This window comes from Rhizobium sp. Root708 (assembly GCF_001429725.1).
Classification (GTDB): Bacteria; Pseudomonadota; Alphaproteobacteria; order Rhizobiales; family Rhizobiaceae; genus Rhizobium.
Map to the genome: position 1 here is coordinate 130977 of NZ_LMHV01000001.1, position 25042 is coordinate 156018.

At 61.4% G+C, this 25042-nt stretch carries 23 protein-coding genes; 2 read left to right on the forward strand and 21 right to left on the reverse strand.

The features are described from left to right. Positions 1 to 19 precede the first annotated feature (19 nt). The 6 genes from atpA to ASE04_RS00670 all read right to left on the reverse strand — a co-directional run bounded on the left by atpA (position 20) and on the right by ASE04_RS00670 (position 7221). Positions 20 to 1549 (reverse strand): F0F1 ATP synthase subunit alpha, encoded by a 1530-nt coding sequence (gene atpA / locus ASE04_RS00645; RefSeq protein WP_056810330.1) that lies wholly within the window; start codon positions 1547 to 1549, stop codon positions 20 to 22. Beyond that, positions 1549 to 2109, reverse strand: coding sequence for a F0F1 ATP synthase subunit delta (locus tag ASE04_RS00650; RefSeq protein ID WP_056810333.1), 561 nt, complete (start codon positions 2107 to 2109; stop codon positions 1549 to 1551). The genes atpA and ASE04_RS00650 overlap by 1 nt, the downstream gene beginning before the upstream one ends. A 260-nt stretch (positions 2110 to 2369) precedes the next feature. Beyond that, positions 2370 to 2759 carry an AGROH133_08824 family phage infection protein gene (locus ASE04_RS00655; RefSeq protein ID WP_056811276.1) on the reverse strand — a complete coding sequence of 130 codons (390 nt, stop codon included), beginning with the start codon at positions 2757 to 2759 and terminating at the stop codon, positions 2370 to 2372. A 79-nt stretch (positions 2760 to 2838) separates the two neighbouring features. Continuing rightward, positions 2839 to 5055: a primosomal protein N' gene (locus ASE04_RS00660; RefSeq protein WP_056810336.1), complete on the reverse strand. Its 2217-nt coding sequence runs from the start codon at positions 5053 to 5055 to the stop codon at positions 2839 to 2841. A 60-nt stretch (positions 5056 to 5115) separates the two neighbouring features. Then, positions 5116 to 6252: an AAA family ATPase gene (locus tag ASE04_RS00665; RefSeq protein ID WP_056810338.1), complete on the reverse strand. Its 1137-nt coding sequence runs from the start codon at positions 6250 to 6252 to the stop codon at positions 5116 to 5118. A gap of 21 nt (positions 6253 to 6273) precedes the next feature. After that, on the reverse strand, positions 6274 to 7221 hold the full coding sequence (locus ASE04_RS00670) for a GNAT family N-acetyltransferase (RefSeq protein ID WP_056810340.1): 948 nt from the start codon (positions 7219 to 7221) through the stop codon (positions 6274 to 6276). Between the two features lie 143 nt (positions 7222 to 7364). On the opposite strand from ASE04_RS00670, the gene ASE04_RS00675 reads away from it, so the two are divergent. Both ASE04_RS00675 and ASE04_RS00680 read left to right on the forward strand, forming a co-directional pair. Continuing rightward, positions 7365 to 8300: a tyrosine recombinase XerC gene (locus tag ASE04_RS00675; protein WP_056810341.1), complete on the forward strand. Its 936-nt coding sequence runs from the start codon at positions 7365 to 7367 to the stop codon at positions 8298 to 8300. An 82-nt stretch (positions 8301 to 8382) separates the two neighbouring features. After that, positions 8383 to 9462 (forward strand): TraB/GumN family protein, encoded by a 1080-nt coding sequence (locus ASE04_RS00680; RefSeq protein ID WP_056810344.1) that lies wholly within the window; start codon positions 8383 to 8385, stop codon positions 9460 to 9462. 21 nt (positions 9463 to 9483) lie between these two features. On the opposite strand, the gene ASE04_RS00685 is transcribed toward ASE04_RS00680, so the two are convergent. From ASE04_RS00685 to ASE04_RS00755, 15 genes are all read right to left on the reverse strand, one after another. Further along, entirely contained in the window at positions 9484 to 9774 is a 291-nt protein-coding gene (locus tag ASE04_RS00685) for a type II toxin-antitoxin system RelE/ParE family toxin (RefSeq protein WP_056810347.1), read from the reverse strand. Further along, on the reverse strand, positions 9767 to 10027 hold the full coding sequence (locus tag ASE04_RS00690) for a type II toxin-antitoxin system ParD family antitoxin (protein ID WP_200960666.1): 261 nt from the start codon (positions 10025 to 10027) through the stop codon (positions 9767 to 9769). The genes ASE04_RS00685 and ASE04_RS00690 overlap by 8 nt, the downstream gene beginning before the upstream one ends. A 122-nt stretch (positions 10028 to 10149) precedes the next feature. Beyond that, positions 10150 to 11556: a dihydrolipoyl dehydrogenase gene (lpdA, locus tag ASE04_RS00695; protein ID WP_056810353.1), complete on the reverse strand. Its 1407-nt coding sequence runs from the start codon at positions 11554 to 11556 to the stop codon at positions 10150 to 10152. A gap of 26 nt (positions 11557 to 11582) precedes the next feature. After that, positions 11583 to 12221 (reverse strand): LysE family translocator, encoded by a 639-nt coding sequence (locus ASE04_RS00700; RefSeq protein WP_056810355.1) that lies wholly within the window; start codon positions 12219 to 12221, stop codon positions 11583 to 11585. Positions 12222 to 12239: 18 nt separating this feature from the next. Further along, positions 12240 to 12992, reverse strand: coding sequence for an SDR family oxidoreductase (locus ASE04_RS00705; RefSeq protein ID WP_056810358.1), 753 nt, complete (start codon positions 12990 to 12992; stop codon positions 12240 to 12242). Then, positions 12989 to 13504 carry a hypothetical protein gene (locus ASE04_RS00710; RefSeq protein WP_244490309.1) on the reverse strand — a complete coding sequence of 172 codons (516 nt, stop codon included), beginning with the start codon at positions 13502 to 13504 and terminating at the stop codon, positions 12989 to 12991. The genes ASE04_RS00705 and ASE04_RS00710 overlap by 4 nt, the downstream gene beginning before the upstream one ends. An 81-nt stretch (positions 13505 to 13585) precedes the next feature. Beyond that, positions 13586 to 14815: a 2-oxoglutarate dehydrogenase complex dihydrolipoyllysine-residue succinyltransferase gene (gene odhB, locus ASE04_RS00715; RefSeq protein ID WP_056810364.1), complete on the reverse strand. Its 1230-nt coding sequence runs from the start codon at positions 14813 to 14815 to the stop codon at positions 13586 to 13588. A gap of 118 nt (positions 14816 to 14933) precedes the next feature. Then, positions 14934 to 17918, reverse strand: coding sequence for a 2-oxoglutarate dehydrogenase E1 component (locus ASE04_RS00720; RefSeq protein ID WP_056810367.1), 2985 nt, complete (start codon positions 17916 to 17918; stop codon positions 14934 to 14936). Between the two features lie 161 nt (positions 17919 to 18079). Beyond that, positions 18080 to 18982 (reverse strand): succinate--CoA ligase subunit alpha, encoded by a 903-nt coding sequence (sucD, locus tag ASE04_RS00725; protein ID WP_056810369.1) that lies wholly within the window; start codon positions 18980 to 18982, stop codon positions 18080 to 18082. 16 nt (positions 18983 to 18998) lie between these two features. After that, complete coding sequence (gene sucC, locus ASE04_RS00730) at positions 18999 to 20192, reverse strand: ADP-forming succinate--CoA ligase subunit beta (RefSeq protein WP_056810372.1); 1194 nt, start codon at positions 20190 to 20192, stop codon at positions 18999 to 19001. Positions 20193 to 20232: 40 nt separating this feature from the next. Continuing rightward, positions 20233 to 21195: a malate dehydrogenase gene (mdh, locus tag ASE04_RS00735; protein ID WP_056810378.1), complete on the reverse strand. Its 963-nt coding sequence runs from the start codon at positions 21193 to 21195 to the stop codon at positions 20233 to 20235. Positions 21196 to 21372: 177 nt separating this feature from the next. Beyond that, positions 21373 to 22536 carry a cell division protein ZapE gene (gene zapE / locus ASE04_RS00740; RefSeq protein WP_056810381.1) on the reverse strand — a complete coding sequence of 388 codons (1164 nt, stop codon included), beginning with the start codon at positions 22534 to 22536 and terminating at the stop codon, positions 21373 to 21375. A 46-nt stretch (positions 22537 to 22582) separates the two neighbouring features. Beyond that, positions 22583 to 23095, reverse strand: coding sequence for a protease inhibitor Inh/omp19 family protein (locus tag ASE04_RS00745; RefSeq protein ID WP_056811279.1), 513 nt, complete (start codon positions 23093 to 23095; stop codon positions 22583 to 22585). A 224-nt stretch (positions 23096 to 23319) separates the two neighbouring features. After that, the gene (locus ASE04_RS00750; RefSeq protein WP_056810387.1) at positions 23320 to 24099 is read right to left on the reverse strand and encodes a succinate dehydrogenase iron-sulfur subunit; all 780 of its coding nucleotides are present in this window, start codon (positions 24097 to 24099) and stop codon (positions 23320 to 23322) included. Between the two features lie 9 nt (positions 24100 to 24108). Beyond that, positions 24109 to 25041 (reverse strand): glycosyltransferase family 25 protein, encoded by a 933-nt coding sequence (locus ASE04_RS00755; RefSeq protein ID WP_056810391.1) that lies wholly within the window; start codon positions 25039 to 25041, stop codon positions 24109 to 24111. Between the last annotated feature and the right edge of the window lies 1 nt (position 25042).

Consider the following 25042-nt stretch of genomic DNA (forward strand, 5'->3'; position numbering starts at 1 on the left):
ATCCGTCCTTTAGGTCCGATTAGGCGAAGGACTTCGCGAAGCTATCGACGGCAGCGGTGAGCTTGCCCTTCGTATCGTCGCTGATGGCCTTGTCGTTACGGATCGTGTCGAGGATAGCCGAGCCTTCCGAACGAAGGTACGACAGCAGGCCCTGCTCGAACTTGCCGACCTGGTTGACCGGGATCTTGTCGAGGTAGCCGTTGACGCCGGCGAAGATCACCGCGACCTGCTCTTCCGTCTTCAGCGGCGAGAACTGCGGCTGCTTCAGGAGTTCGGTCAGGCGTGCACCGCGGTTAAGCAGGCGCTGCGTCGAGGCATCGAGGTCCGAACCGAACTGAGCGAAGGCGGCCATTTCGCGATACTGGGCGAGCTCGCCCTTGATCGAGCCAGCAACCTGCTTCATGGCCTTGATCTGAGCGGCGGAACCAACGCGCGAAACCGACAGACCGACGTTAACGGCGGGACGAATGCCCTGGTAGAACAGGTCGGTTTCGAGGAAGATCTGGCCGTCGGTGATCGAGATCACGTTGGTCGGAATGAAGGCCGAAACGTCGTTGCCCTGGGTTTCGATGACAGGCAGAGCCGTCAGAGAGCCAGCGCCCTTTTCGTCGGAGAGCTTTGCAGCGCGCTCGAGGAGACGCGAATGCAGGTAGAAAACGTCGCCCGGATAGGCTTCGCGGCCCGGCGGGCGGCGCAGCAGCAGGGACATCTGGCGATAAGCAACAGCCTGCTTGGACAGGTCGTCGTAACCGATCAGCGCATGCTGACCGTTGTCGCGGAAGAATTCGCCCATCGTGCAGCCAGCGAACGGTGCCAGGTACTGCATAGGAGCCGGATCGGAAGCCGTGGCGGCAACAACGATCGAGTACTTCATTGCGCCGCGTTCTTCGAGAACCTTGACGAACTGGGCAACGGTCGAACGCTTCTGGCCGATAGCGACGTAGACGCAGTACAGCTTTTCGCCGTCCGGGCCGTTGTCGTGGATAGCCTTCTGGTTCAGGATCGCATCGAGAATGATCGCGGTCTTGCCGGTCTGGCGGTCGCCGATGACGAGCTCGCGCTGGCCACGGCCGACCGGGATGAGCGCGTCGATGGCCTTGAGGCCGGTCGACATCGGCTCATGAACCGACTTACGCGGAATGATGCCCGGAGCCTTGACGTCGACACGCGCACGGCGGGTCGCGTTGATCGGGCCCTTGCCGTCGATCGGGTTGCCGAGAGCGTCGACAACGCGGCCGAGCAGCTCCGGACCAACCGGAACGTCAACGATGGCGCCGGTCCGCTTGACGGTGTCGCCTTCCTTGATCCCGCGCTCCGAGCCGAAGATGACCACGCCGACATTGTCGGCTTCGAGGTTCATCGCCATGCCGCGGATGCCACCGGGGAATTCGACCATTTCGCCTGCCTGGACATTGTCCAGACCATAGACGCGAGCGATACCGTCACCGACGGAGAGAACCTGACCGACTTCCGAGACTTCTGCCTCTTTACCGAAGTTTTTGATCTGGTCTTTGAGAATTGCGGAAATTTCCGCAGCGCGGATATCCATCAGCCGACCTCTTTCAATGCAAGCTTAAGGGTAGAGAGTTTTGTACGAAGAGACGTATCAATCTGACGAGACCCGACCTTCACGATCAGACCACCAAGAATTGACGGATCAACCGTGACGTTGATCGCCACGTCTTTGCCGGTGACGCCCTTCAGCGCCGCCTTCAATTCGGTTTCCTGCGCTGCGGTGAGCGCATGGGCCGAGGTAACCTCGGCAGCAATTTCACCACGCTGGTTGGCAGCGATGATGCGGAAGGCCTTGATCATGCCCGGGAGGGCAAAGAGGCGGCGGTTACGCGCCACGACCTTCAGAAAGTTTGCAAAAAAGCCGCTGATGCCAGCCTTCTCGCTGATGGCAACGATCGCCTTCAGCTGATCCTCGGCCGAGAAAACAGGGCTCGACACGAAACGCTTCAGATCGTCGCTCTCGTCAAGCATCGCCTGGAAGCGGTCGAGGTCCGCGGTGACGCTGTCGACGACGCCTTCCTCAAGCGCCAGCTCGAATAGCGACGAGGCATAGCGCTCTGCAACACCAGAAGTAAGCTGGGATGTGTCTGCCACTGGCCCAAATTTCCCTGATTTCAACCCAAGAATCCGGTCCCCGGCGGGCGCCTGACCTATAATCTTGAATTCGTTATGATTTCCCCCAGAAATCGCAAGAGAAGCCTCTTGCTTCTTCCGAAATTCGGGGTCCGTCTAACATAGGATATCGGGACTCGCAACACGCGTAACGCCCGAATACGCCTTTCCCATCGATTTCTCTCGCAAAAATGCGCGATGCGCCGCAATAAAGAGCCTGGCGCTCGATTTATCCGCTCAACTCAAGCGGAAAAGAAACCAAAGACATAGGCGAGAGGAAGCGCCGCCAGAACGATTTGCACAACCAGAAGTAAATAGTTGAGAATCGTGCTCCCCTTATCTGAAAGGAGAGAAATGATGCGGGCAAAAGCCGCCATCGCGAAGGATGCGCCGAAGACCAGATAAACATTTGGCTGCGCCAACATGATAGGGGTGAGCCCAAGCGCTAGATACATTCCGCCGGTCGAGCGAAGCTCCGCATATCCATCGCGTCTTCCCTCTCGCGGCTGAAGCCCGAAAAGGCGCATCGAATATCCGGGCGCGAACATAATAATGAGGCCCGCCAAGACCGCGAACGCCGCCGAGCAAAAAGCCAGTTGCTCGCCCAATTCCTCAGGAAAATATAGCTCCATAAGTCGACCCCAAATCATGCCCAATCGCGTTCTTATGGCATAATTGGCGTCCGCCGCAAAAGCCTGTTGCGACAGCGATCTACAAGAAGCTTTGAGGGTCTATGTCGAGCTGGACATGCACGGAGCCGCGCTCCTTCGGCGCCTGCGCCAGCATCGCCCTCAGAAACCCCTGCATGTCCGAGTTTTTCCGGCCATGCACGAGGAGACGGAAGCGGTGCCTTCCACGGACCAGCGCCAGCGGCGCCTCGGCTGGCCCGAGAACGGCAATGCCGGTGACGTGAGGCGCGGCGCTTCTGATCGCCCGCGCGTGGCTTTCCGCATCGTGTCGCGTTTCCGCCGACACGATGATCGACGCCAAGCGTCCGAACGGCGGCAGGATCGCGCGCTCCCGCTCGGCGATCTCCCTCTCGTAGAATGCGCCCGCATCGCCCGAAACGATCGCCTGCATGACGGGATGCTGCGGCTGGTAAGTCTGCAGCAGGCCATGACTTTTCAAGCCGGTACGCCCGGCGCGACCGGTAACCTGCGACAGGAGTTGGAAGGTGCGCTCGGCGGCCCGCGGGTCGCCGTTCGCGAGGCCAAGGTCCGCATCGACGATCCCGACCAGCGTCATCAGCGGAAAGTTGTGACCCTTGGCAACAAGCTGCGTGCCGATGACGATATCGGCTTCGCCCTTGGCGATCGCCTCGAGTTCGAGCCGCAGCCGCTTGACGCCGCCCATCATGTCGGATGAGAGCACGATCGTTCGCGCCTCGGGAAAATGGCGCTCAACCTCCTCGGCGATGCGCTCGACGCCGGGGCCGCAGGCGACGAGGTGATCGAACGTGCCACATTCCGGGCAGGCTTCAGGCGTGCGCTCCGCGTGGCCACATTGGTGGCACTGCAGCTGTCTCTTGAAGCGATGCTCGACCAGCCAGCTGGAACATTGCGGGCATTGGAAGCGGTGGCCGCAGACGCGGCAGAGTGTCAGCGGTGCATAACCCCGTCTGTTAAGGAACAGCAGCGCCTGCTGTTGCTTCTCGACAGTCTTGCCGATCGCCCGAATCAGCACCGGCGACAGGAAGCCGCCGCGCTCGGGCGCGTGTCGGCGCATGTCGACGAGGTGAAGGTCCGGCAAGGCCGCATCGCCGAAGCGGGTCGGCATATGAATGGTAGTGTAGCGGCCACTCTGGCCGTTGACCTGGCTCTCGACGGACGGCGTCGCGGAAACCAGAACCACGGGAAAGTCACCGATGCGACCACGGACCACGGCCATATCCCGCGCGTTGTAGTAGATGCGATCCTCCTGTTTGTAGGCAGGGTCGTGTTCTTCGTCGACGATGATGAGCCCGAGGTCTTCGAACGGCAAAAACAGGGCGGAGCGCGCGCCGGCCACGACGCGAACCTCGCCGGTCACCGCCTGGCGCCAGACCTTTTCGCGCATGCGGGGCGGGAGGTCGGAATGCCATTCCGCCGGCTTGGCCCCGAAGCGATCCTGAAAGCGCTCCAGAAAGCTCGCGGTCAGCGCGATTTCCGGCAGGAGAATCAGAACCTGCTTGCCGCGCCTCAGCGTTTCCGCGATCGCCTCGAAATAGACCTCGGTTTTTCCAGAACCGGTGACGCCATCGATCAGCGAAACCGCGAATTCGCCCTTTCGGACCTCGTCCAGAATCTCGTCCGCCGCTTCTCGTTGCGGGCCTTCGAGCCGCGCGGCGGCGAAATCGGGATCGGGCTTGGCAACGACAGGCGGGGGCGGCAGGAAAACTGTCTCGAAAATCCCCTGGCTGATCAAACCGTCGACGACGCTCGTCGAGACACCGGCAGCGTGAGCAAGCCCGGCGCGCGTCCATGACAGGCCATCCGATGCGGCAGCGAGTACGCGCGCCCGCGCCGGCGTCATGCGCTCCGGCTCGCCGCCGATGAAGCGCAACCCTTCCACCATCGGCTCAGGCTCGAAGGCATTCGGCGCGCGCAGTGCCATGCGTGCAACAAGCCCCGGCGGCGAGAGTGTATAGGTCGCGACCCAGTCGATGAAATCACGCATTTCCTTGCTCAGCGGCGGGCAATCGAAGACGTGGCTAATCGGCCTGAGCTTCTTGGGGTCGACCCCGTCCTCGCCGCCGTCCCAGACGACGCCGATGACCTGCCGCGGCCCGAGTGGCACCTGCACGACCGAGCCGGGCTCGACCGCCATCCCATCCGGTACGGCGTAGGAATAAGGCTTGGGAGCAGGCATGGGAATGAGCACCGGAACCGTGCGGGTTGCCGGCGGCGTTTCAAACAGCGCTCCAAAGAGATCGGACGAATCTGTGCTCATCGGGCGAGACCATGCCCGCATCGCGGCGAAAAGAAAACCTGGAAGAAGACACGCACCGGCTTACTCGTCCTCGTCGATGGCGCCGGTGAGCCGCATACCGTCGATCCACGTCGCGCCATCCTGACGCACGACACGGCGGGCGCGGGCGCCGCATTTTTCACGCACGGCATCAGCCAGCGCTTCCGAATGCGTGACGATCCAGATCTGGCTGCTGCGCGCCGCCTCCGCGATCATGTCTGCCAGTGGCGGCAGCATGTCTGGGTGAAGGCTTGCCTCCGGCTCGTTGAGCGCAATCAACGGCGGCAGACGATAGGACATCAGCGCCGCGGCCAGCCCAAGGAAGCGGATTTGACCGTCCGACAACTCTCGCGGCTGAAAGACCCGGTTTGGAAATTCCGGAAAGGACAGGCCGAACTCCGCCGTCTCTCCCGGCAGCGGCACGACAAGGCGCGCGCCACCGAGGGCTGCGGCAACTGCCCGGTCGAGATCGACGGTGTCTTCCCGTGTGTGCGCCAGCGTCGCGAAGACGGCCGCGATATTGCTGCCATCCTCATCGAGCAGCGGCGCCGTCACGGCCAGACAAGGCGAGCGGAGTGGCGAAAAGCGATCCGTCCGGAAACCGTGAAAAAAGCGCCAACTGTCGACCGCGCGCCGAAACGTCCCGATCTCAGGATAGTGGCCGGCATCGCCGAGCAGCGCGATTGCCGTTTCCGAGGTCAGCGCCTGCTCCGGGTAGTCCTGCATTCGGCCATCGTGCCCGCGAACGGATATGGCCGGGCCGGCGCGCTTCATCATCGTGACCGGTCGCGTTCCGGTCTCGATCGAAAGCTCTTCCGCCTTGATCTGCGGTTCGAACGGAAATCCCGCCGCGGCTGCCGGTGGCCCCAAACCGGCTTCGACACGATAGCGAAACGTGATCGCCCTCTCCTCGTCCAACAGTTCAGCTTCGAGGCGAATGCGGAACGGTCCCTCCGAGTCCTTGCGCGGGCCGGACCAGAGCGCCGAAAACATGCCGCCCTCGGCGGCTATCTCGTGGGCCAGCCGTCCACGCGTCGCCGCCTGGATGAGCTGCAGCGCACGATAGAGGTTGGATTTCCCGACCCCGTTTTCGCCGATGAACAGATTGATTCCCGAAAGATCCATGCGGATCGAACGGAGAGATCGGTAGTTCTGGGCAAACATGGAGCGGAGAAGCATGCCTTGCTTTAGCCGATCCGATCACGGAATTGAATGGGCAGCGATCAGTTCCGGTTCCGCGGGTGACGCCAGCGGCAGGAAGCGCGTATCGCCGTCCGCGTCAAGCCCACGGATGGTGTGGTCTTCCAGAGCCTTGGTCACCTCGTTGATATCGCCCTCGAGATGCTCCACCGGGATCAGGTTCCCGACCACGAAATCAAAGCGGTCACCCCGCTTGTTGAGGAGTTCGTGAAACACCGTCATGTCACGAAGCTCGGTCGACCACTTCGCAAGCCAGTAGAACAGGCCCGAGTTCCGCGCCGTCATGTGCACGGGCAGGATCGGAAGATTGTACTTTCGCGCAAGGCCGACGGCGGAGGTTTTCCAGGGCCGCTCGTTCAGCCGCCCGTTCGCCCAGTAGGCAATGCGCCCGGAGGGAAACAGGACGGTCGCCTTGCCTTCCTTGACGGCATGGTTGGTCAGCTGAAGCGTTTCGCGGGTCTTGAGCTTGCTCTTGTATTCCTCCCGCCACTCGACAGGAATGATGACCTCGGCAAAGCGCGGATTGACGCGCACCGCATCGCGGTTCGCAAACACCATCATGTCGGGCCGTCTGTTCTTCAGAAGGTCGAAAACCGCGACCCCATCGGCGATGCCCGTTGGATGGTTGCTGACGAGAATGAAACCGCCGCGCTCGGGAATGCGCTCGCCGTGACTGACGTTGATATCGAGCTTCAAGAGGTTGCTCATATACTCGAAGCACTGGAAGCCCGGCATGTTCGCGACATCGTTGGCGAAGCTGATCGCCCTGTTGTAGCGCAGCAGAGTATAGAGAAAGGGCCGCATGACCGGCCAGAGCGGATGGTTCACGATCCGCTGGCCGCGCTCGGCGATCAGCGTATCGACAATATGTCCCGGCCTGCCTTGAGAGACGAGTGAGATCGCTTCCGCGAACTGTCCAAAAGCGGTCGTGGGGTGGCGCCGTGGCATTCAAGATCCTGCGTCGTTGGGAAACTCAGTTAGGGTCATTAATATGATGGAAGCATGACAACCACTTGGCCGATATTAGCAATTCCATAACTGTCGTTCCCTCAGAATTGGCAGCCGGATTGGCAAATTCAAGGGCCAGACACGTGAACGAACTTCTGATCATCGCCGACCTGCAACTGATGGCTGAGCGAACCGCCTGGCTCGCGAGCCTTGCCAACGAAAGGCGTCTGTCCGAGCACACGCTCAACGCCTATGAGTGCGACACCCGGCAGTTTCTGACCTTTCTGACAGGCCATCTCGGCGGCCCCGCAACGCTGAAGGATATCCATGCGCTGCGGCCCGCGGATTTCCGCGCCTTTCTGGCTGCGCGCCGCAAGGAAGGTTCCGGCGCCCGGTCGCTCGGCCGCAATCTCGCGGGGCTGCGGTCACTGTTGCGTTATCTCGAAAAGAAGGGCCTGGTAAATGCCGCCGGCGCGAGCGCGGTGCGCTCTCCGAAGCAACCGAAATCGCTGCCGAAGCCGCTCTCGGACCGTCAGGCGATGACTGTCGTCAGCGAGGACGCCCAGTTGCACGAGGAGCCCTGGATCGCCGCGCGCGATGCGGCCGTGTTTGCCCTGCTCTACGGCTGCGGCCTACGCATATCGGAAGCGCTCGACCTGATGCCCGACCATTTCAGTCGCGGTGCGACGACGCTGCGTATCACCGGTAAAGGCAACAAGACCCGCCTCGTGCCATTGCTGACCGTTGTCTTTGAAGCCGTCGAGAAATACCGGGCGCTGTGCCCCTATCATCTCGAAAGACAGGCGCCCCTCTTCCGTGGCGCCCGTGGCGGCAAGCTGCAGCAGGCGATCATCCAGCGCACCATGCAGAAGATGCGCAGCGCCTTCGGCTTGCCCGAAACAGCAACCCCGCATGCCCTCCGGCATTCCTTCGCGACCCATCTGCTGGCCGGCGGCGGCGACCTCCGCACAATCCAGGAATTGCTCGGGCACGCCAGCCTTTCCACCACCCAAGTCTACACGGGTGTGGATTCATCCCGTCTTCTTGAAGTTTACGACCGTGCCCATCCGCGGGCGTAATCTTTTGTTAACGGCTTCTCTTAAAGGAATATCCGCATGCGCGGCGTAGAGCTTAGCAATCCATAGTGACCGGAACACCATCATGACGATCTCCATCGGCCACCGCAGTCTGAGCATAGCATCGCCGGGCAATATCCTGCTCTGGCTGATCGCCGCATTCCACATGCTGCTCGCGGCAACGCTCATCGCGATATTGCTGTCGGTCTCCCCGGCGGCCGCATCCGATGATGTCGCCTGCACCGGCCGCAACATCCTCACCGATCTCAAACAGAGCGACCCCGCGCGCTACGCGGAAGTCGTGAAGGAGGCTGATGCCGTGCCGAATGGCAAAGGCATCTTCTGGAAGATCGAAAAGCAGGGACTAGCGCCGTCATGGCTACTCGGCAGCATGCATGTGACCGATCCGCGGGTGCTCAACCTGCCGCCGCGTGCGCAGGCTGCGCATGACGTCTCCAATACGATTGTCATCGAGTCGGACGAGATCCTCGATGAGAAGAAGGCTTCCGCGGCCCTTCTCATGCGCCCGGAACTGACGATGTTCACCGATGGAACGACCATCGAGAAGCTCCTTTCCCACGACGACTATACGCGCCTGGAAGAGGGCCTCAAACAGCGCGGCATTCCGCTTGCCGCGGTTTCGCGGATGCGGCCCTGGATGATATCGAGCGTCGTTGCGCTGCCGGGCTGCGAAATGACGCGCAAGGCGAAGGGCATCCAGTTCCTCGACCAGAAGATCGCGACGGACGCTATCGCGTCGGGCAAGCAGGTCAAGGGCCTTGAATCCCTGGCCGAACAGCTGCAGGCCATGGCCGAGCTTCCCACCGACTTTCACCTGAAATCGCTTATCGAGACGCTGGCTCTCGGTTCCAAGATGAACGACGTCGTCGAGACGATGACCGATCTCTACCTCTCCGGCGATATCGGCATGACGATCCCGATGCTGAAGACCGTGTCACCTGACAATAAGGACGATGACGGCGACTACGCCGCCTTCGAGCAGCGCATCATCCTCGACCGCAACAAGGTGATGGCCGAACGCGCCGCTCCGATCCTTGCCAACGGCAACGTCTTCATGGCCGTCGGCGCCCTGCATCTGCCGGGTGAAGGCGGCGTCATCGAGCTGCTGCGTAAGCAGGGTTTCACGGTGACGGCGGTGAATTAATCGGTCCCGCTCGCTCGTCTTCTAGCCTAACCATGTCCCGATTTCACGGGATCCGTGGACTATGGTGACCACGAGAATACCGCGCGGTCTCGGCTCATGGACGGCGACATAACGCCCCTCGATCAGGATGCGCGCCGCGGCGCTTAACTCCGGCCCGCGCGGCCCAATTTCCACATACCCTGCCGCCAGCGCGAACTTCTCCAGAAACCTGCGCAACAGGTTGCCGGCCGCTCGCTCATTGTCGGGAGCGATTGAACGCCAGATCTCCCGCAGCTCTTCTTCCGCGCGAGGGCTGAGCGTGTACCTACCCACGCGATCGCTTTTCCGCCTTGAGTTCGGCAAGGAGAATATCGGCGTCGACTTCACGCCCCTCGCCGCTGGCAATGCCCTCGTCATACGCCCGTTTCAGACGCGCGATTTCCAAATGCCGGATTTCCTCGCGCTGCTCCCAAAGGCGCAGGGCGTCGCGAACGATTTCACTGTTGGACGCATAGCCGCCGCTATCCACCGCATCCTGCATTCTTGCAGCCTGATGCGGCGTGAGCGAAATTGTAAGGGTGCGCATTTTCGTCGCCTTCATCCCTCGACAGCAACACACCCAACAAGACCTAACAATTATTGTTAGTCGAACGAAAAGGCCGCCGTCCTCTCGGACCGCGGCCTTGTCAAAGCTTATGGCAAAGCCTCTTACATGTGGATCGGCTTGGCGAAAGCGGCGAGAGCCGCTTCCTTGACCGCTTCTGACATGGTCGGATGGGCGTGGCAGGTGCGGCCGAGATCTTCGGCCGAACCGCTGAACTCCATCAGCACGGCGATCTCGTGGATCATCTCGCCGGCGCCGAAGCCTACTATGTGGCCGCCGAGGACGCGGTCGGTGGTCTTGTCGGACAGGATCTTCACGAAACCATCCGTCGCCAGCATGGCGCGCGCGCGGCCGTTGGCCGTGAACGGGAACTTGCCGACCTTGTAGGCGACGCCAGCCGCCTTCAGCTCTTCCTCGGTCTTGCCGACGGAGGCGACTTCAGGCTGCGTGTAGACGACGCTCGGGATGACGTCGTAGTTCACATGGCCATGCTGGCCGGCGAGAATTTCGGCAAGCGCCACGCCTTCGTCCTCGGCCTTGTGCGCCAGCATCGGGCCCTTCACCACGTCGCCGATCGCGTAGATGCCGGCAACATTGGTGCGGAAGTGACCGTCGATCTCGACGCGGCCACGATTGTCGAGCACAACGCCCGCCTCTTCGAGACCAAGGCCAGCCGTGTAGGGAATGCGGCCGGTGGAGATCAGCACGACATCGGCTTCGACCGTCTGCGCCGCACCGCCGGCGACCGGCTCGAACGTCACCTTCGCGCCCTTGCCACCCTTTTCGACGCCTGTCACCTTGGAGCTCAGGTTGATGTCGACGCCCTGCTTGGCGAGCAGGCGCTGGAACTGCTTGGAGACGTCGCCATCCATCGCGCCGAGGATCTTGTCGAGATATTCGATGACGGTGACCTTGGCGCCGAGGCGCGACCACACAGAGCCAAGTTCGAGGCCGATGACGCCGCCGCCGACGACGATCATCGTCTCAGGCACCTTGTCGAGCGCGATCGCGCCGGTAGAGGAAACGATCACCTTCTCGTCGATGTCGACCTTGACGCCAGGGATGCCGGCAACGTCGGAGCCGGTGGCGATGACGATGTTCTTGCCTTCGATCTCCTGGACCTTGCCGTCCTCAGCCGTAACCGAGACCTTACCGGCGGAGGCGATCTTGCCGGTGCCGATGAAGCTGTCGATCTTGTTCTTCTTGAACAGGAAGGCGACGCCGTCGACGTTCGATTTCACGGTGGCGTCCTTGTGGGCCATCATCTTGTCGAGGTTCAGCTTCGGCGCCGCGACCTCGATGCCGAGCGCGTCCATGCCGTGGCCGGCCTGATGGAACATTTCCGACGCGTGCAGCAGCGCCTTGGAAGGAATGCAGCCGACATTGAGGCAGGTGCCGCCGAAGGTGGCGCGCTTTTCGACGACAGCGACCTTGAGGCCGAGCTGGGCCGCCTTGATGGCAGCGACATAGCCGCCGGGGCCGGTTCCGATAACGATCACATCATAGGACATTGTTTCTTTTCCTTTTCGTTATTTGCTTAGTCAGCCGCGCGGGCGAGCGCGAGGCGGAAACCGAAGCCGACCAATGCGGCACCGGTGATGCGGTTGAACCATTTGCCGCTTGCGATGAAGCGGTCGCGAATGGGCTTTACGGTGAAGAAGGTGGAGACGCCCGCGAACCAGGCGACGAGTGCAGCGGCCATGCCGATGCCGTAGCTGAACTGGATCAGCGCGGGTGTGTCGTGATGAACAAGCGTCGAAAACAGCGACAGGAAGAACAGCACCGGCTTCGGGTTCAGCGCATTGGTAACAAAGCCCATGCTCAGGCACTTCAGCGCCGAGATCGGCTTGCGGTCTTCTTCGCTCACGTTGATCTCGGCCACGTTGAAGCCCGGCGCCCGAAACGACTTGATGCCGAGATAGACGAGGTAGGCGACACCCGCCCACTTGATCATCGCAAACAGCATCAGCGACTTGGAAACGATGAGGCCGAGACCCAGGATCGTGTAGCTGATGTGAAAGAGCAGCGAGAAACCCATGCCAATGCCGGTCATGACGGCCGCGCGGCGGCCATGCACGATGCTCTGGCGCAGGATCACCGCGAAGTCGGCGCCCGGCACCACGATGAAAATGGAGAATACGGCCATCAGGCCCAGAAATTCGAAGAAGTACTGCATCTGGAAGGTCCTCGTACCCTAGCGGCCACCGCTTACGTTGAGTATGGCGCCCGTTATATAGGAAGCCGTCGGCGAGAGCAGGTAGAGGACCGCATCGGCGATTTCCTCGGCTGTACCCGAGCGCTGCATCGGAATGCTGGATGCCATGTCGCGTGCGCGGTTGGGCAGGCCACCGGACGCGTGAATATCCGTGTCGATGACGCCGGGGCGTATCGCGTTCACCCGCACCCCCTCGGTTGCCACCTCGCGCGACAGGCCGATCGTGAATGTATCGATCGCAGCCTTCGAGGCCGCGTAATCGACATACTGCGACGCCGACCCGAGGACTGCAGCCATGGAGGATATATTGACGATCGATCCGCCCTTACCGCCATGCTTGGACGACATCCGGCGAACCGCCTCGGCGGCGCAAAGGATCGAGCCGGTGACATTGACGCGCATCATCCGCTCGAGACGCTCGACGCTCATCTCGTCGACACGTTGCGGCGCGTCGACGATGCCGGCATTGTTGACGAGGCCATCCAGTCGCCCGAAATGTCGATCAACGGCATCGAACATCGCAGCGATATCCTGCGCACTGCCGACATCGCCCTTGATCGCGATCGCATCGCCACCCTCGGTCTTGACCTCGGCGACGACGACATCGGCGGCAGCACGGTTGGCGGCATAATTCACTGCAACATTCCATCCCTGCCGCGCGGCAAGGCGGCACACGGCGGCACCGATGCCCCGGCTGCCACCGGTGACCAGAAGAACGGGTCGCCCTGTCATTTCGCGCACTCCTTGAATGTCAGCAAGTCCCAGGGCGCGACGGTCGCCTTATCGTTACCCCAGATCTTCGACTGCCGGATCGCGGGACCAAGACCGGGAAGCAAGATTTCGTCGGCAGCCACTGCGGCTTCAGGCTGGAGATTGTCGATCTTGCCCTCGGCATCGAGGCCGTAAACGGGGCCTTGCCATATGGTGCATGCGTCTAGGTCGGCGCCGGTCGCATCGCCATCGGGGCATTGGAACATCAGAATGCCGGCGGCGCGCGTCGGATCCTCCGAGGGCATGACATAGCCGTCGAGTTCCAACGAGCTCTTGAGTATCTTCAGCGCGAAGAGATTGCTGGCAGAGGCCGCTTCAGAGGCGATCGGCTTGAAACGCAGTTCATAGGCACCATCCCTGTCGGCATAGACGGCGCGGGCCTGATTGCAATCGGGCGCGCCGACAGCCGCCATCGGCAAGCTCAGCAGAAACGCCAGCGAAGCTCCGACGGTGCCAGTGGCACGGAGAAGCATCATACGCTCTGTGGAGATTGCCAGCGACATTACACGCCCCGCTGAGGTGAAAAGGGCCGCTCGCGCGGCCCTGTCGATTGCTTAGAGATCGAGAACCAGACGCTCCGGATCTTCCAGGCTTTCCTTGACGCGAACGAGGAAGGTCACTGCTTCCTTACCATCGACGATACGGTGATCGTAGGAGAGAGCGAGATACATCATCGGACGGATGACGATCTGGCCGCCGACGACGACGGGACGATCCTGGATCTTGTGCATGCCGAGGATACCCGACTGCGGTGCGTTCAGGATCGGCGAGGACATCAGCGAACCGTAGACGCCACCGTTGGTGATCGTGAAGGTACCGCCCTGCATGTCGGCCATCGACAGCGAGCCGTCACGGGCAGCCTTTGCCAGACGTGCCAATTCCTTTTCGACTTCGGCGATCGACATCTGGTCGGCATCGCGAATGACAGGAACGACAAGGCCCTTGTCCGTGCCGACGGCCATGCCGATGTGGCAGAAGTTCTTGTAGATGATGTCGGTGCCGTCGATCTCGGCGTTGACAGCCGGCAGTTCCTTCAGCGCGTGGGTAATGGCCTTGGTGAAGAAGCCCATGAAGCCGAGCTTCACGCCATGCTTCTTTTCGAAGACGTCCTTGTACTTGGCGCGCAGGTCCATGACAGCCTTCATGTCCACCTCGTTATAGGTGGTCAGCATCGCGGCCGTGTTCTGTGCGTCCTTGAGGCGCTTGGCGATCGTCTGGCGCAGGCGCGTCATCTTCACGCGCTCTTCGCGACCGGCATCCTCGACCGTCGACGGGCCACGAGCAGCAGCCGGAACGGCAGGTGCTGCAGCGGCTGCCGGAGCGGAGATGCCCTTGGCAACGGCGGCGATCACGTCGCCCTTCAGAACCTGGCCGCGCTTGCCCGATCCATCGACCTGATCGGCCGAAAGGTTGTTCTCGGCAAGCATCTTGGCGGCAGCCGGTGCCGGCGGCATCGCGGAAGCGGCAGCGACCGGAGCAGCGGCTGCGGCAACCGGAGCAGGAGCGGCGGCAGCGGGTTCGGCGGCCTTTGCCGGAGCGGCGGCGGCGCCCGCGGCGATCTGGCCGAGCAGTGCGCCAAGACCGACGGTCTCGCCAGCCTGAGCGACGATCTCAGACAACGTGCCGGAAGCCGGAGCCGGTACCTCGATGGTCACCTTGTCGGTTTCAAGCTCGAGAATCGGCTCGTCGGCCTTGATGACGTCGCCGACCTTCTTGAACCAGGTACCGACGGTTGCCTCGCTGACGGATTCACCGAGAGTTGGAACGCGGATTTCTGTGGCCATTGTTCAAATCCTGAATTTTGATCGTTGTAATTTTTGACGGCGTTCCGACGACGGAGGCCGAAGAACGAATTAATGCGAAGAGGAAGCGCTAAGTCGCTCCCTCTTCGATCTCATTCTCTTAGCCGCCCAGCGCATCCTCGAGGAATGCGGCGAGCTGCGCCAGATGCTTGGACATCAGACCCGTTGCCGGCGACGCCGCAGCCGGACGACCGGTGTAGCGGACGCGCTGGTACTTCGCATCGATATGGGCGAGCACCCATTCCAGATACGGGTCGATGAACGACCAGCCGCCCATGTTCTTCGGCTCTTCCTGGCACCAGACCATTTCCGCATTGCGGAAGCGCGAGAGCTCGTTGATGAGCGCCTTGGCCGGGAACGGATAGAGCTGTTCGACGCGCAGCAGGTACACATCGTCGATGCCGCGCTTTTCGCGCTCTTCGAGAAGGTCGAAATAGACCTTGCCCGAGCACATCACGACGCGACGGATCTTGGCGTCCTTCTGCAGCTTGATCGGACCGTCCTTGATCACCTCGGCATCGTCCCAGAGCAGACGGTGGAACGAGGTTTCGCCGGCCATCTCCGCCAGACCCGACACCGCCCGCTTGTGGCGCAGCAGCGACTTCGGCGTCATCAGGATCAGCGGCTTGCGGAAGTCGCGCTTCACCTGGCGGCGCAGGATGTGGAAATAGTTTGCCGGCGTCGTGACGTTGGCAACCTGCATGTTGTCCTCTGCGCACATCTGCAGCCAGCGTTCGAGACGGGCGGACGAGTGCTCCGGACCCTGGCCTTCATAGCCGTGCGGCAACAGGCAGACGAGGCCGGACATGCGCAGCCACTTGCGTTCGCCCGACGAAATGAACTGGTCGAACACCACCTGCGCACCGTTGGCGAAGTCGCCGAACTGGGCTTCCCAGAGCGTCAAGGCATTCGGACGCGCCAGCGAGTAGCCGTATTCGAAACCGAGAACAGCTTCTTCGGACAGCATCGAGTTGATGACTTCGTAGCGCGCCTGCGTCGACGAGAGGTTGGCGAGCGGGATGTAGCGCTCTTCCGTTTCCTGATCGTAGAGCACCGAGTGACGCTGCGAGAAGGTGCCGCGTTCGCAATCCTGGCCGGAGAGGCGGATCTTATGGCCTTCGGTGACGAGCCCGCCGAACGCCAGCGCTTCCGCCGTCGCCCAATCGATGCCCTCGCCGGTCGAGATCATGTTCGAACGATTTTCCATGAAGCGCTGGATGGTCCGGTGCGCATGGAAACCTTCCGGGATCTCGGAAAGCTTGCGGCCGATTTCCTTCAACTGCTTCATCGGCACGGCGGTCTTGCCGCGGCGCTGCTCGTCGGCATTGTCGGCCGTGCGCAGGCCAGACCACTCGCCGTCGAGCCAGTCGGCCTTGTTCGGCTTGTAGCTCTGGCCGGCCTCGAACTCCTGCTCGAGATGCGCGCGCCAGTCGGCCTTCATCTTTTCGACTTCGCCATCGGTCAGCAGGCCTTCGCCCACCAGACGCTCGGCATAAATCTGCAGCACCGACTTATGGGCGCGGATGACCTTGTACATCTTCGGCTGTGTGAAGGACGGCTCGTCGCCTTCGTTGTGGCCGTAGCGACGGTAGCAGAACATGTCGAGGACGACAGGCTTATGGAACTTCATGCGAAATTCCATGGCGATCTTGGCGGCATAGACAACCGCTTCCGGATCGTCGCCGTTGACGTGCAGGATCGGCGCTTCGATCATCTTGGCGACGTCGGACGGATAGGGCGACGAACGCGAGAAGGCCGGGTTCGTGGTGAAGCCGATCTGGTTGTTGATGATGACGTGCATCGTGCCGGCGACGCGATGGCCGCGCAGGCCCGACAGGCCGAGAATTTCAGCGATAACACCCTGGCCGGCGAAGGCCGCGTCACCGTGGATCAAAAGCGGCAGAACCTTGGCGCGCTCGGAAAGCGGAATGGTATCGCCTTCCCAAACGGTAGCGCCCATATCCTGCTTGGCGCGGGCCTTGCCCATGACGACGGGATCGACGATCTCGAGGTGAGACGGGTTGGCCGTCAGCGAAACGTGGACCTTGTTGCCGTCGAATTCACGGTCGGAGGAAGCGCCGAGGTGGTACTTCACATCGCCGGAACCTTCGACTTCGTCAGGCGCGTAGGAGCCGCCCTTGAACTCGTGGAAGATGGCGCGGTGCGGTTTGCCCATGACCTGGGAGAGCACGTTCAGACGGCCGCGATGCGCCATGCCGAACACGGCTTCCTTGAGGCCGAGGCTGCCGCCGCGCTTCAGGATTTGCTCCAGTGCCGGGATCAGCGATTCACCGCCGTCGAGGCCGAAACGCTTGGTGCCCTTGAACTTGACGTCGAGGAACTGCTCGTAGCCTTCGGCTTCGATGATCTTCGACAGGATCGCCTTCTTGCCTTCGGCCGTGAAGGCAACGCCCTTGTCCGGACCTTCGATCCGTTCCTGAATCCAGGCCTTTTCTTCCGGATTGGAGATGTGCATGAACTCGACGCCGAGGGTCGAGCAGTAGGTGCGCTCGAGGATCTCGATCATCTCCGGGATGGTCGCGTATTCGAGACCGAGCACATTGTCGATGAAGATCTTGCGATCGTTGTCGGCGGCGGTGAAACCGTAGTTCTCCGGCGACAGTTCCTTGTAGTCCTCGACGGGCGCGGCGATTCCGAGCGGATCGAGCTTGGCGTGCAGGTGGCCGCGCATGCGGTAGGCGCGGATCATCATGATGGCGCGCACGCTGTCGCGCGTCGCCTGCAAGATGTCAGCACCCTCGGTCGGCTTGCCGGCTGCTTCGGCCTTGGCCTTCACCTTGGTCTCTACGACCTTCTCGATCACGCCCCAGTTGCCGTCGAGTGCGGAAACCAGATCGCCGCTGGCCTGCAGAGGCCAGTTGCTCTTGCGCCAGGATGCACCCTTGGCCGCCCGCTTCACGTCGTCAGGATTGTCTTCAAGCGCCTTGAAAAACGACCGCCATTCCTCGTTGACCGAGGCGGGATCTTCCTCGTAGCGCGCATAGAGCTGCTCGATGTAAGCAGCGTTGGCGCCATCCAGGAACGAGGTGATCTGAAACTGCTCGTTGGCTTCTTGCCGTGCCATGGTTACACGCGGACGCTTTCGCCCGCCTCCTGACTTGTGATTTGCCGGATACTCGACCGGCTTGCCGCATCTATCGTTAGCCGCCTGTCCGCGGCTCATTTCAATTCCAGGTCAAAAGCCCGGGCAAACGGTTCGATCGCTGCCCGGGTATATAGATTGGCTTAGCCCTTGAGGACTTCAACCAGCGTCGTGCCGAGGCGCGCCGGGGAAGGCGAAACCTTGATGCCGGCCGCTTCCATGGCAGCGATCTTGGATTCCGCATCGCCCTTGCCGCCGGAAACGACAGCGCCGGCGTGGCCCATGGTGCGGCCCTTCGGAGCCGTACGGCCCGCGATGAAGCCGGCCATCGGCTTCTTGCGGCCCTTCTTGGCTTCGTCAATCAGGAACTGTGCTGCGTCTTCTTCAGCCGAACCGCCGATTTCGCCGATCATGATGATCGAGGTCGTGGCTTCGTCGGCCAGGAACATCTCGAGCACGTCGATGAACTCGGTGCCCTTGACCGGGTCGCCGCCGATGCCGACTGCCGTCGTCTGGCCGAGGCCTTCGTTCGACGTCTGGAACACGGCTTCGTATGTCAGCGTGCCGGAGCGCGAAACGATACCGACCGAACCCTTGCGGAAGATCGAGCCCGGCATGATGCCGATCTTGCATTCTTCCGGCGTCAGGATACCCGGGCAGTTCGGGCCGAGCAGGCGGGACTTGGAGCGGTCGAGGCGAGCCTTGACGCGAACCATGTCCATGACAGGGATACCCTCGGTGATGCAGGTGATGAAAGGAATCTCGGCGTCGATGGCCTCGATGATCGCATCAGCGGCACCTGCCGGCGGAACGTAGATGACCGAAGCGTCGGCACCGGTGCGTTCCTTGGCTTCGGCAACCGTTGCAAAGATCGGCAGGCTTTCGCCCTTGGAACCGGTCCAGGTTTCGCCACCCTTCTTCGGATGGATACCGCCGACCATCTGCGTGCCGTAGTAAGCCAGCGCCTGTTCGGTGTGGAAGGTGCCGGTCTTGCCGGTCAGGCCCTGAACGAGAACCTTGGTATTCTTGTTTACGAGAATAGACATCTATCAGGTCCTCAAATTAGGCGTTGATCGCCGCGACGATCTTCTTGGCGGCGTCGTCGAGATCGTCAGCTGCCGTGATCGCGAGACCGGATTCGTTGAGGATCTTCTTGCCGAGCTCGACATTCGTGCCTTCGAGGCGAACGACGAGCGGAACCTTGAGGCCGACTTCCTGAACTGCTGCGACAACGCCTTCGGCGATGACGTCGCACTTCATGATGCCGCCGAAGATGTTGACGAGGATACCCTCGACCTTCGGGTCGGCCGTGATGATCTTGAAGGCAGCCGCAACCTTGTCCTTGCCGGCACCACCGCCGACGTCACAGAAGTTTGCCGGCTCCTTGCCGTAGAGCTTGATGATGTCCATCGTCGCCATGGCGAGACCGGCACCGTTGACCATGCAGCCGATGTTGCCGTCGAGCGCCACGTAAGCGAGGTCCCACTTGGAGGCTTCGATTTCCTTGGCGTCTTCTTCGGTTTCGTCGCGCAGCGCCTTGACGTCGTCATGGCGGAACAGCGCGTTGCCGTCGAAGGACATCTTGGCGTCGAGAACACGCAGATGACCATCCTTCATGACGATCAGCGGGTTGACTTCGAGGAGCGCCATGTCCTTTTCACCGAACGCCTTGTAGAGCGCCGGGAACAGCGACTTGGCATCTTCGGCGGCGGCACCCGAGAGATCAAGCGCCTTTGAGATCGCAGCAACGTCGGCAGCGGTTACACCGGCTTCCGGGTCGATGGCGATCGTATGGATCTTCTCGGGCGTGTCATGGGCGACAGCCTCGATGTCCATGCCGCCCTCGGTCGAAACCACGAAGGCAACCTGACCGACCGAGCGATCGACCAGGATCGAGCAATAGAGCTCGCGATCGATGTCGGCGCCGTCTTCGATGTAGAGGCGGTTGACCTGCTTGCCGGCGTCTCCGGTCTGGGCCGTAACCAGCGTGTTGCCGAGCATGTCCTTGGCGTGCGCCACGACTTCCTCGATCGACTTGGCGAGACGAACGCCGCCCTTGGCGTCAGGGCCGAGTTCCTTGAACTTGCCCTTGCCGCGGCCACCGGCGTGGATCTGGCTCTTGACCACGTAAAGCGGGCCCGGCAGCGACTTTGCAGCGGCTTCGGCTTCCTCGACCTTGAGGATCGCCACGCCTTCCGCGACCGGCGCGCCATAGCCCTTCAAGAGAGCCTTGGCCTGATATTCATGAATATTCATGGATCTATTCCTGTTTGGATTGCGTCAGCGGCCGTCAGGCTTACTTCAGCGACGGCGCGATGTTGATGCAGGCTTCGCACAGGCCGGCGACGGCGCCGACGGACTTGTCGAAGGCTTCCTTTTCGGCCTTGTTCAGGTCGATTTCGATGATGCGCTCGACACCGCCGGCACCGATGATGGTGGGAACGCCGACATACATGTCCTTGACGCCGTACTGGCCGGTAAGCTGCGCCGCGCAAGGCAGGACGCGCTTCTTGTCCTTGAGGTAGGACTCAGCCATTTCGATCGCCGAAGCGGCCGGTGCGTAGTAGGCCGAGCCGGTCTTCAACAGGCCAACGATTTCGGCGCCGCCATCGCGGGTGCGCTGGATGATTTCCTCCAGGCGCTCCTTGGTGACCCAACCCATGGTGACGAGGTCGGTGAGCGGAATGCCGCCAACGGTGGAGTAACGCGCGAGCGGCACCATCGTGTCGCCGTGGCCGCCGAGAACGAAGGCAGTGACGTCCTGAACCGAGACGTTGAATTCCTTGGAGAGGAACAGGCGGAAGCGCGAGCTATCCAGAACGCCGGCCATGCCGACGACCTTGTTGGCCGGAAGGCCGGAGAACTTCTGCAGTGCCCAGACCATCGCGTCGAGCGGGTTGGTGATGCAGATTACGAAAGCGTTCGGGGCATACTTCTTGATGCCGGCGCCGACCTGCTCCATGACCTTGAGGTTGATGCCGAGCAGGTCGTCGCGGCTCATGCCCGGCTTGCGGGCGACGCCGGCGGTGACGATGCAGACATCGGCGCCTTCGATCGCGGAATAGTCACTGGCGCCCGTCAGGTTGGCATCGAAGCCCTCGACAGGAGAGGACTGCGCGATGTCGAGGCCCTTACCCTGAGGAATGCCGTCAGCGATATCGAAGAGAACGATGTCACCCAGCTCCTTCAGGCCGGCGAGATGCGCCAGCGTGCCACCAATCATGCCAGAACCAATGAGTGCGATCTTGTTACGCGCCATTTCGGTGTTTCCTTTGCGACCAAAATTCGTCAGGCGACGCGCGGGGGCATCGCCCAATGGGGCAATCGCATAGACCCAATGCCCAAAAATGGCAAACGATTATTTTTGAGTAAGGAATTTCAATCGGTTAGATAATAAAACTCTTACGTAAACGTAAGATAAATCGTCAACAAAACGTTACTCTGCGGCTCGTCGCTCGTTATGCAGGGCAAGATATTCCGCACTTCGCATTTCGAAGAGACGCGAGACTGTACGATCGAATTCGAACCCCTCGGTACCACGCGCTTGTGTCAGCAAGTTTTCAGGCATCGCTGCGGCGGACACATAGAGCCGCACTGCATGGTCGTAAAGCGTATCGATCAAAATGATGAACCGCTTGATCTGATTCCGCTTCTCGGGACCGAGAAGCGGCACATGGTCGACGAAGACCGCATCGAACCGTTCCGCGATTGCAAGGAAATCCGATGCGCCGAGCGGCTTGTCGCAAAGATCGTCGAAGGAGAACCGCGCAATGCGATCGACCGTCAGAGGCACGTGTATCGACCGGCCTTTCATCGGGATTTCGCTCGGCTGCGCCTTCCGCCCGTGCAACGCCTGCATCCAGGAGGCATCCATCGCCATATCGGCGCGTTCGTCCAAGGGTGTCAGATAGACCGGCTGGCTGCCGAGCTTTTCCATCCGGTAGTCGGTTGGGGAGTCGAGGCTCACAACGTTTGCATGCTGCTTCAGGAGGTCGACGAAGGGAAGAAACAGGCTCCGGTTCAGCCCGTCCCGGTAGAGATTGTCCGGCTCGACATTCGACGTCGCCACCAGCACACAGCCGCGCCGGAAAAGCTCGGAGAAAAGCCGCGACAGGATCATCGCATCGGCAATGTCAGTGACCGTGAATTCGTCGAAGCAAAGCAGTTCGGCCTCATCGTAGAGGGCAGCCGCCACGACCGGGATCGGATCGGCCTGCTTCGTCTCGCCGTTCTTCAGCTTCAGACGATGGGCGGCGATGCGGTTATGCGCATCGGCCATGAATTCATGGAAATGCGCGCGGCGCTTCTTTGCCGATGGCGCCATCGCGAAGAACATATCCATCAGCATGGTTTTGCCGCGACCGACGCTGCCATGGATGTAGAGCCCTTTGACGGCCTCCGAAGGCTTTTTCTTGTTGGCGAACAGCCAACCGAGCGCACTGGATTTCGCTGCCGGACGCCGCTGCTTCAACGCTGATAGAACCCGATCCAGGCATTTCGCCACGTGCATCTGGGCTGAATCGACTTGAAGCGCACCCGAAGCCGTCAGCGACTTCAATTGTTCGCTGACGCTCAGGGAGTAGTCCGGCATGGGTTGCATAAGGGGTCCGCCTATGGACGATCGGCGGCCCGGGCCGCCGTATCACTTAACGGCTGAGGCTGATCTGCTGTCCGCTGTTGGTCTGGCCGCTGAAGGCATTATCGGCGGTCTTGAAGACGCTGCCGATCTGGTTACCGCTGCGGTCCTTCAGGATCACCTGCTTGCCGGAGACTTCCCAGGAGCCCATGGCCGTCAGCTCACCGGCGCAACCGCGCGTACCGCCGCGTGATCCGCTTCCGAGGTTAGTCAGCGTCAGGAACATGTCGCAGGAGCCGTTGACCCGCCAACTACCGACCATCGATTCCTTGGTGACGTCCATCGCGTTCGCCCCCATCGCGCCGGGCTGTGCGCCGGCGACGGGTGCGGTGTTCGACGGAGCGGCCGGGAATTGCGAGGAGCCGCTCGGCGGCGGAAGCTGGCCGCCCTGAACGGATGGCACCGGCTGAGCCGTCAGCGGCGCCGGAGCAGCGCTGTAGCTCGCATCATTATAAGCGGTGCGCTGGCAGCCAGCTAACGACAGAATGACCACGACACCTGTCGCCATATGTCTGAACTGCATCATGATACTCCTGATTTTTCCAGTATTGTCCCGAAGTTGCCGCGCAATCACGGCGGAATTATCTTGAAAGGCTGTATTGAATCAAGCCAGCGCAGGGAGATTTTGTGTCGATGTGAGAGCAACGCCGTACCTGCGAGACAAATTTGGCGCAATGCCGAGCAGATCAAGGCTTCGTGATCGGATAAAGAAAAGGGCTGCCACTGCAGCCCTTTCGCTTCGAACGATCAGACGCGGCGCTCGACCATCATCTTCTTGATCTCGGCAATCGCCTTGGCCGGGTTCAATCCCTTCGGGCAGGTCTGCGCGCAGTTCATGATCGTGTGGCAACGATAAAGGCGGAACGGATCCTCGAGATTGTCCAGACGCTCGCCTGTCGCTTCATCGCGAGAATCGATCAGCCATCGGTAGGCCTGCAGGAGAACGGCCGGACCGAGATAGCGGTCGCCGTTCCACCAATAGCTGGGACAGGAAGCCGAGCAGCAGGCGCACAGAATGCACTCATAAAGACCATCGAGCTTCTGGCGATCTTCGTGGCTTTGCTTCCATTCCTTTGCCGGCGTCGGCGAAACCGTCTTCAGCCAGGGCTCGATCGAACGGTGCTGCGCATAGAAGTTTGTCAGATCTGGAACCAGATCCTTGACGACGGGCATGTGCGGCAACGGGTAGATCTTCACCGAACCGTTGATCTCGTCCAGACCCTTCGTGCAGGCGAGCGTGTTGGTGCCGTCGATGTTCATCGCGCACGAACCGCAGATGCCCTCGCGACAGGAACGGCGCAGCGTCAGCGTCGGATCGATATTGTTCTTGATGTAAAGAAGACCGTCCAGCACCATCGGGCCGCAGTCGTCGATATCGATGTAGAACGTATCGATCGACGGGTTCTGACCATCATCAGGGTTCCAGCGATAGACGCGGAATTCGCGCGTGTTCTTCGCACCCGCCGGCTTCGGCCACGTCTTGCCTTCGCGCATCTGGGAGTTCTTGGGAAGAGCGAGTTCAACCATTGCTGGACCTCAATCCTTGGCGGCCAGAGCCGCCCCTTCGTTGTATGATAAATCTGTAGGAGACCAAGCCGCAACCCGCGCGCCGAGCAGGCGCCACGGGCGTCCTTCGAGCGCGTGCGACCACACCGCAAGGCGCAGGCCAAAACGGCGAACGGCAAGCCAGGCATTCCAGAGCGGCGCCGCGTTGCGACGCTTCCGCTTGTTTGCTGAACGATCGCCCTGCATCGTGCTTTCGGTGCCGGACTGCCGGATGACCCATGGCGAGACATGGGCGATCTTGCAGCCATGCAGGCTGGGGCTCCAGAGGAAATCGTCAACCGGCATGTGTATGCGGGCAACCGCTTCGACGAGCCGGATCGCGGCTGATCGGGTCAGCACGTAGCCGGCAGCACCCGAGCGCGGACGGAACGACCGAACCAGCTGGGTTTGGCCGAGTGCTTCCGCCGGAACGACAAGCCGCCCGCCGCGGCGCGGCGTGCCCTCGAGCTTGATGACGTCGACAGCGCTCGAGCGTGACGCGATCTCGGCCAGCGTGTCTTCAAACCCGGCATAGGGTTCCGCGTCATCTTCCAGGATGAGCGCGAGATGATGATCTGATGCCAGGAATTGTTGCCAGGCAAGCACGTGACCTGAGAGGCATGCTTCTTCGACCAGCGTGAACACGCGGTTTCGAAAAGCACTCCAGCCGATGCCATCGGGAGGAAAATTGAGCGTCTGGCCACGCACAGCGAGAACGCCATCTCGATCGATCCGCGCGTCGATGCCCCTTACCCGGTGCAACGGCCAGCGCAGTTTCCCGAAATGCCCCTCGATCGCGGCCCAGCGTTCGGGCGAACGGTCCAGGTTGATCGCATAAATGCCAAGCGACCTCTCACGATTGGTCGGCGACGCAGCCGCGTTGGCTGCGCCGTGAGAACCATTCTGTGAGAGGGTTTCTGCCATC

What these genes read in the sequence shown, in the direction of transcription:
- ASE04_RS00745 (WP_056811279.1), bottom strand. Translation starts at nt 23,095, where the DNA reads ATGCAGTTCAGACATATGGCGACAGGTGTCGTGGTCATTCTGTCGTTA.
- sucC (WP_056810372.1), bottom strand. Translation starts at nt 20,192, where the DNA reads ATGAATATTCATGAATATCAGGCCAAGGCTCTCTTGAAGGGCTATGGC.
- mdh (WP_056810378.1), bottom strand. Translation starts at nt 21,195, where the DNA reads ATGGCGCGTAACAAGATCGCACTCATTGGTTCTGGCATGATTGGTGGC.
- ASE04_RS00665 (WP_056810338.1), bottom strand. Translation starts at nt 6,252, where the DNA reads ATGCTTCTCCGCTCCATGTTTGCCCAGAACTACCGATCTCTCCGTTCG.
- ASE04_RS00755 (WP_056810391.1), bottom strand. Translation starts at nt 25,041, where the DNA reads ATGGCAGAAACCCTCTCACAGAATGGTTCTCACGGCGCAGCCAACGCG.
- odhB (WP_056810364.1), bottom strand. Translation starts at nt 14,815, where the DNA reads ATGGCCACAGAAATCCGCGTTCCAACTCTCGGTGAATCCGTCAGCGAG.
- lpdA (WP_056810353.1), bottom strand. Translation starts at nt 11,556, where the DNA reads ATGTCCTATGATGTGATCGTTATCGGAACCGGCCCCGGCGGCTATGTC.
- ASE04_RS00710 (WP_244490309.1), bottom strand. Translation starts at nt 13,504, where the DNA reads ATGCTTCTCCGTGCCACTGGCACCGTCGGAGCTTCGCTGGCGTTTCTG.
- ASE04_RS00705 (WP_056810358.1), bottom strand. Translation starts at nt 12,992, where the DNA reads ATGACAGGGCGACCCGTTCTTCTGGTCACCGGTGGCAGCCGGGGCATC.
- atpA (WP_056810330.1), bottom strand. Translation starts at nt 1,549, where the DNA reads ATGGATATCCGCGCTGCGGAAATTTCCGCAATTCTCAAAGACCAGATC.
- ASE04_RS00700 (WP_056810355.1), bottom strand. Translation starts at nt 12,221, where the DNA reads ATGCAGTACTTCTTCGAATTTCTGGGCCTGATGGCCGTATTCTCCATT.
- sucD (WP_056810369.1), bottom strand. Translation starts at nt 18,982, where the DNA reads ATGTCTATTCTCGTAAACAAGAATACCAAGGTTCTCGTTCAGGGCCTG.
- ASE04_RS00660 (WP_056810336.1), bottom strand. Translation starts at nt 5,055, where the DNA reads ATGAGCACAGATTCGTCCGATCTCTTTGGAGCGCTGTTTGAAACGCCG.
- ASE04_RS00670 (WP_056810340.1), bottom strand. Translation starts at nt 7,221, where the DNA reads ATGCCACGGCGCCACCCCACGACCGCTTTTGGACAGTTCGCGGAAGCG.
- zapE (WP_056810381.1), bottom strand. Translation starts at nt 22,536, where the DNA reads ATGCAACCCATGCCGGACTACTCCCTGAGCGTCAGCGAACAATTGAAG.
- ASE04_RS00655 (WP_056811276.1), bottom strand. Translation starts at nt 2,759, where the DNA reads ATGGAGCTATATTTTCCTGAGGAATTGGGCGAGCAACTGGCTTTTTGC.
- ASE04_RS00720 (WP_056810367.1), bottom strand. Translation starts at nt 17,918, where the DNA reads ATGGCACGGCAAGAAGCCAACGAGCAGTTTCAGATCACCTCGTTCCTG.
- ASE04_RS00680 (WP_056810344.1), top strand. Translation starts at nt 8,383, where the DNA reads ATGACGATCTCCATCGGCCACCGCAGTCTGAGCATAGCATCGCCGGGC.
- ASE04_RS00690 (WP_200960666.1), bottom strand. Translation starts at nt 10,027, where the DNA reads ATGCGCACCCTTACAATTTCGCTCACGCCGCATCAGGCTGCAAGAATG.
- ASE04_RS00750 (WP_056810387.1), bottom strand. Translation starts at nt 24,099, where the DNA reads ATGGTTGAACTCGCTCTTCCCAAGAACTCCCAGATGCGCGAAGGCAAG.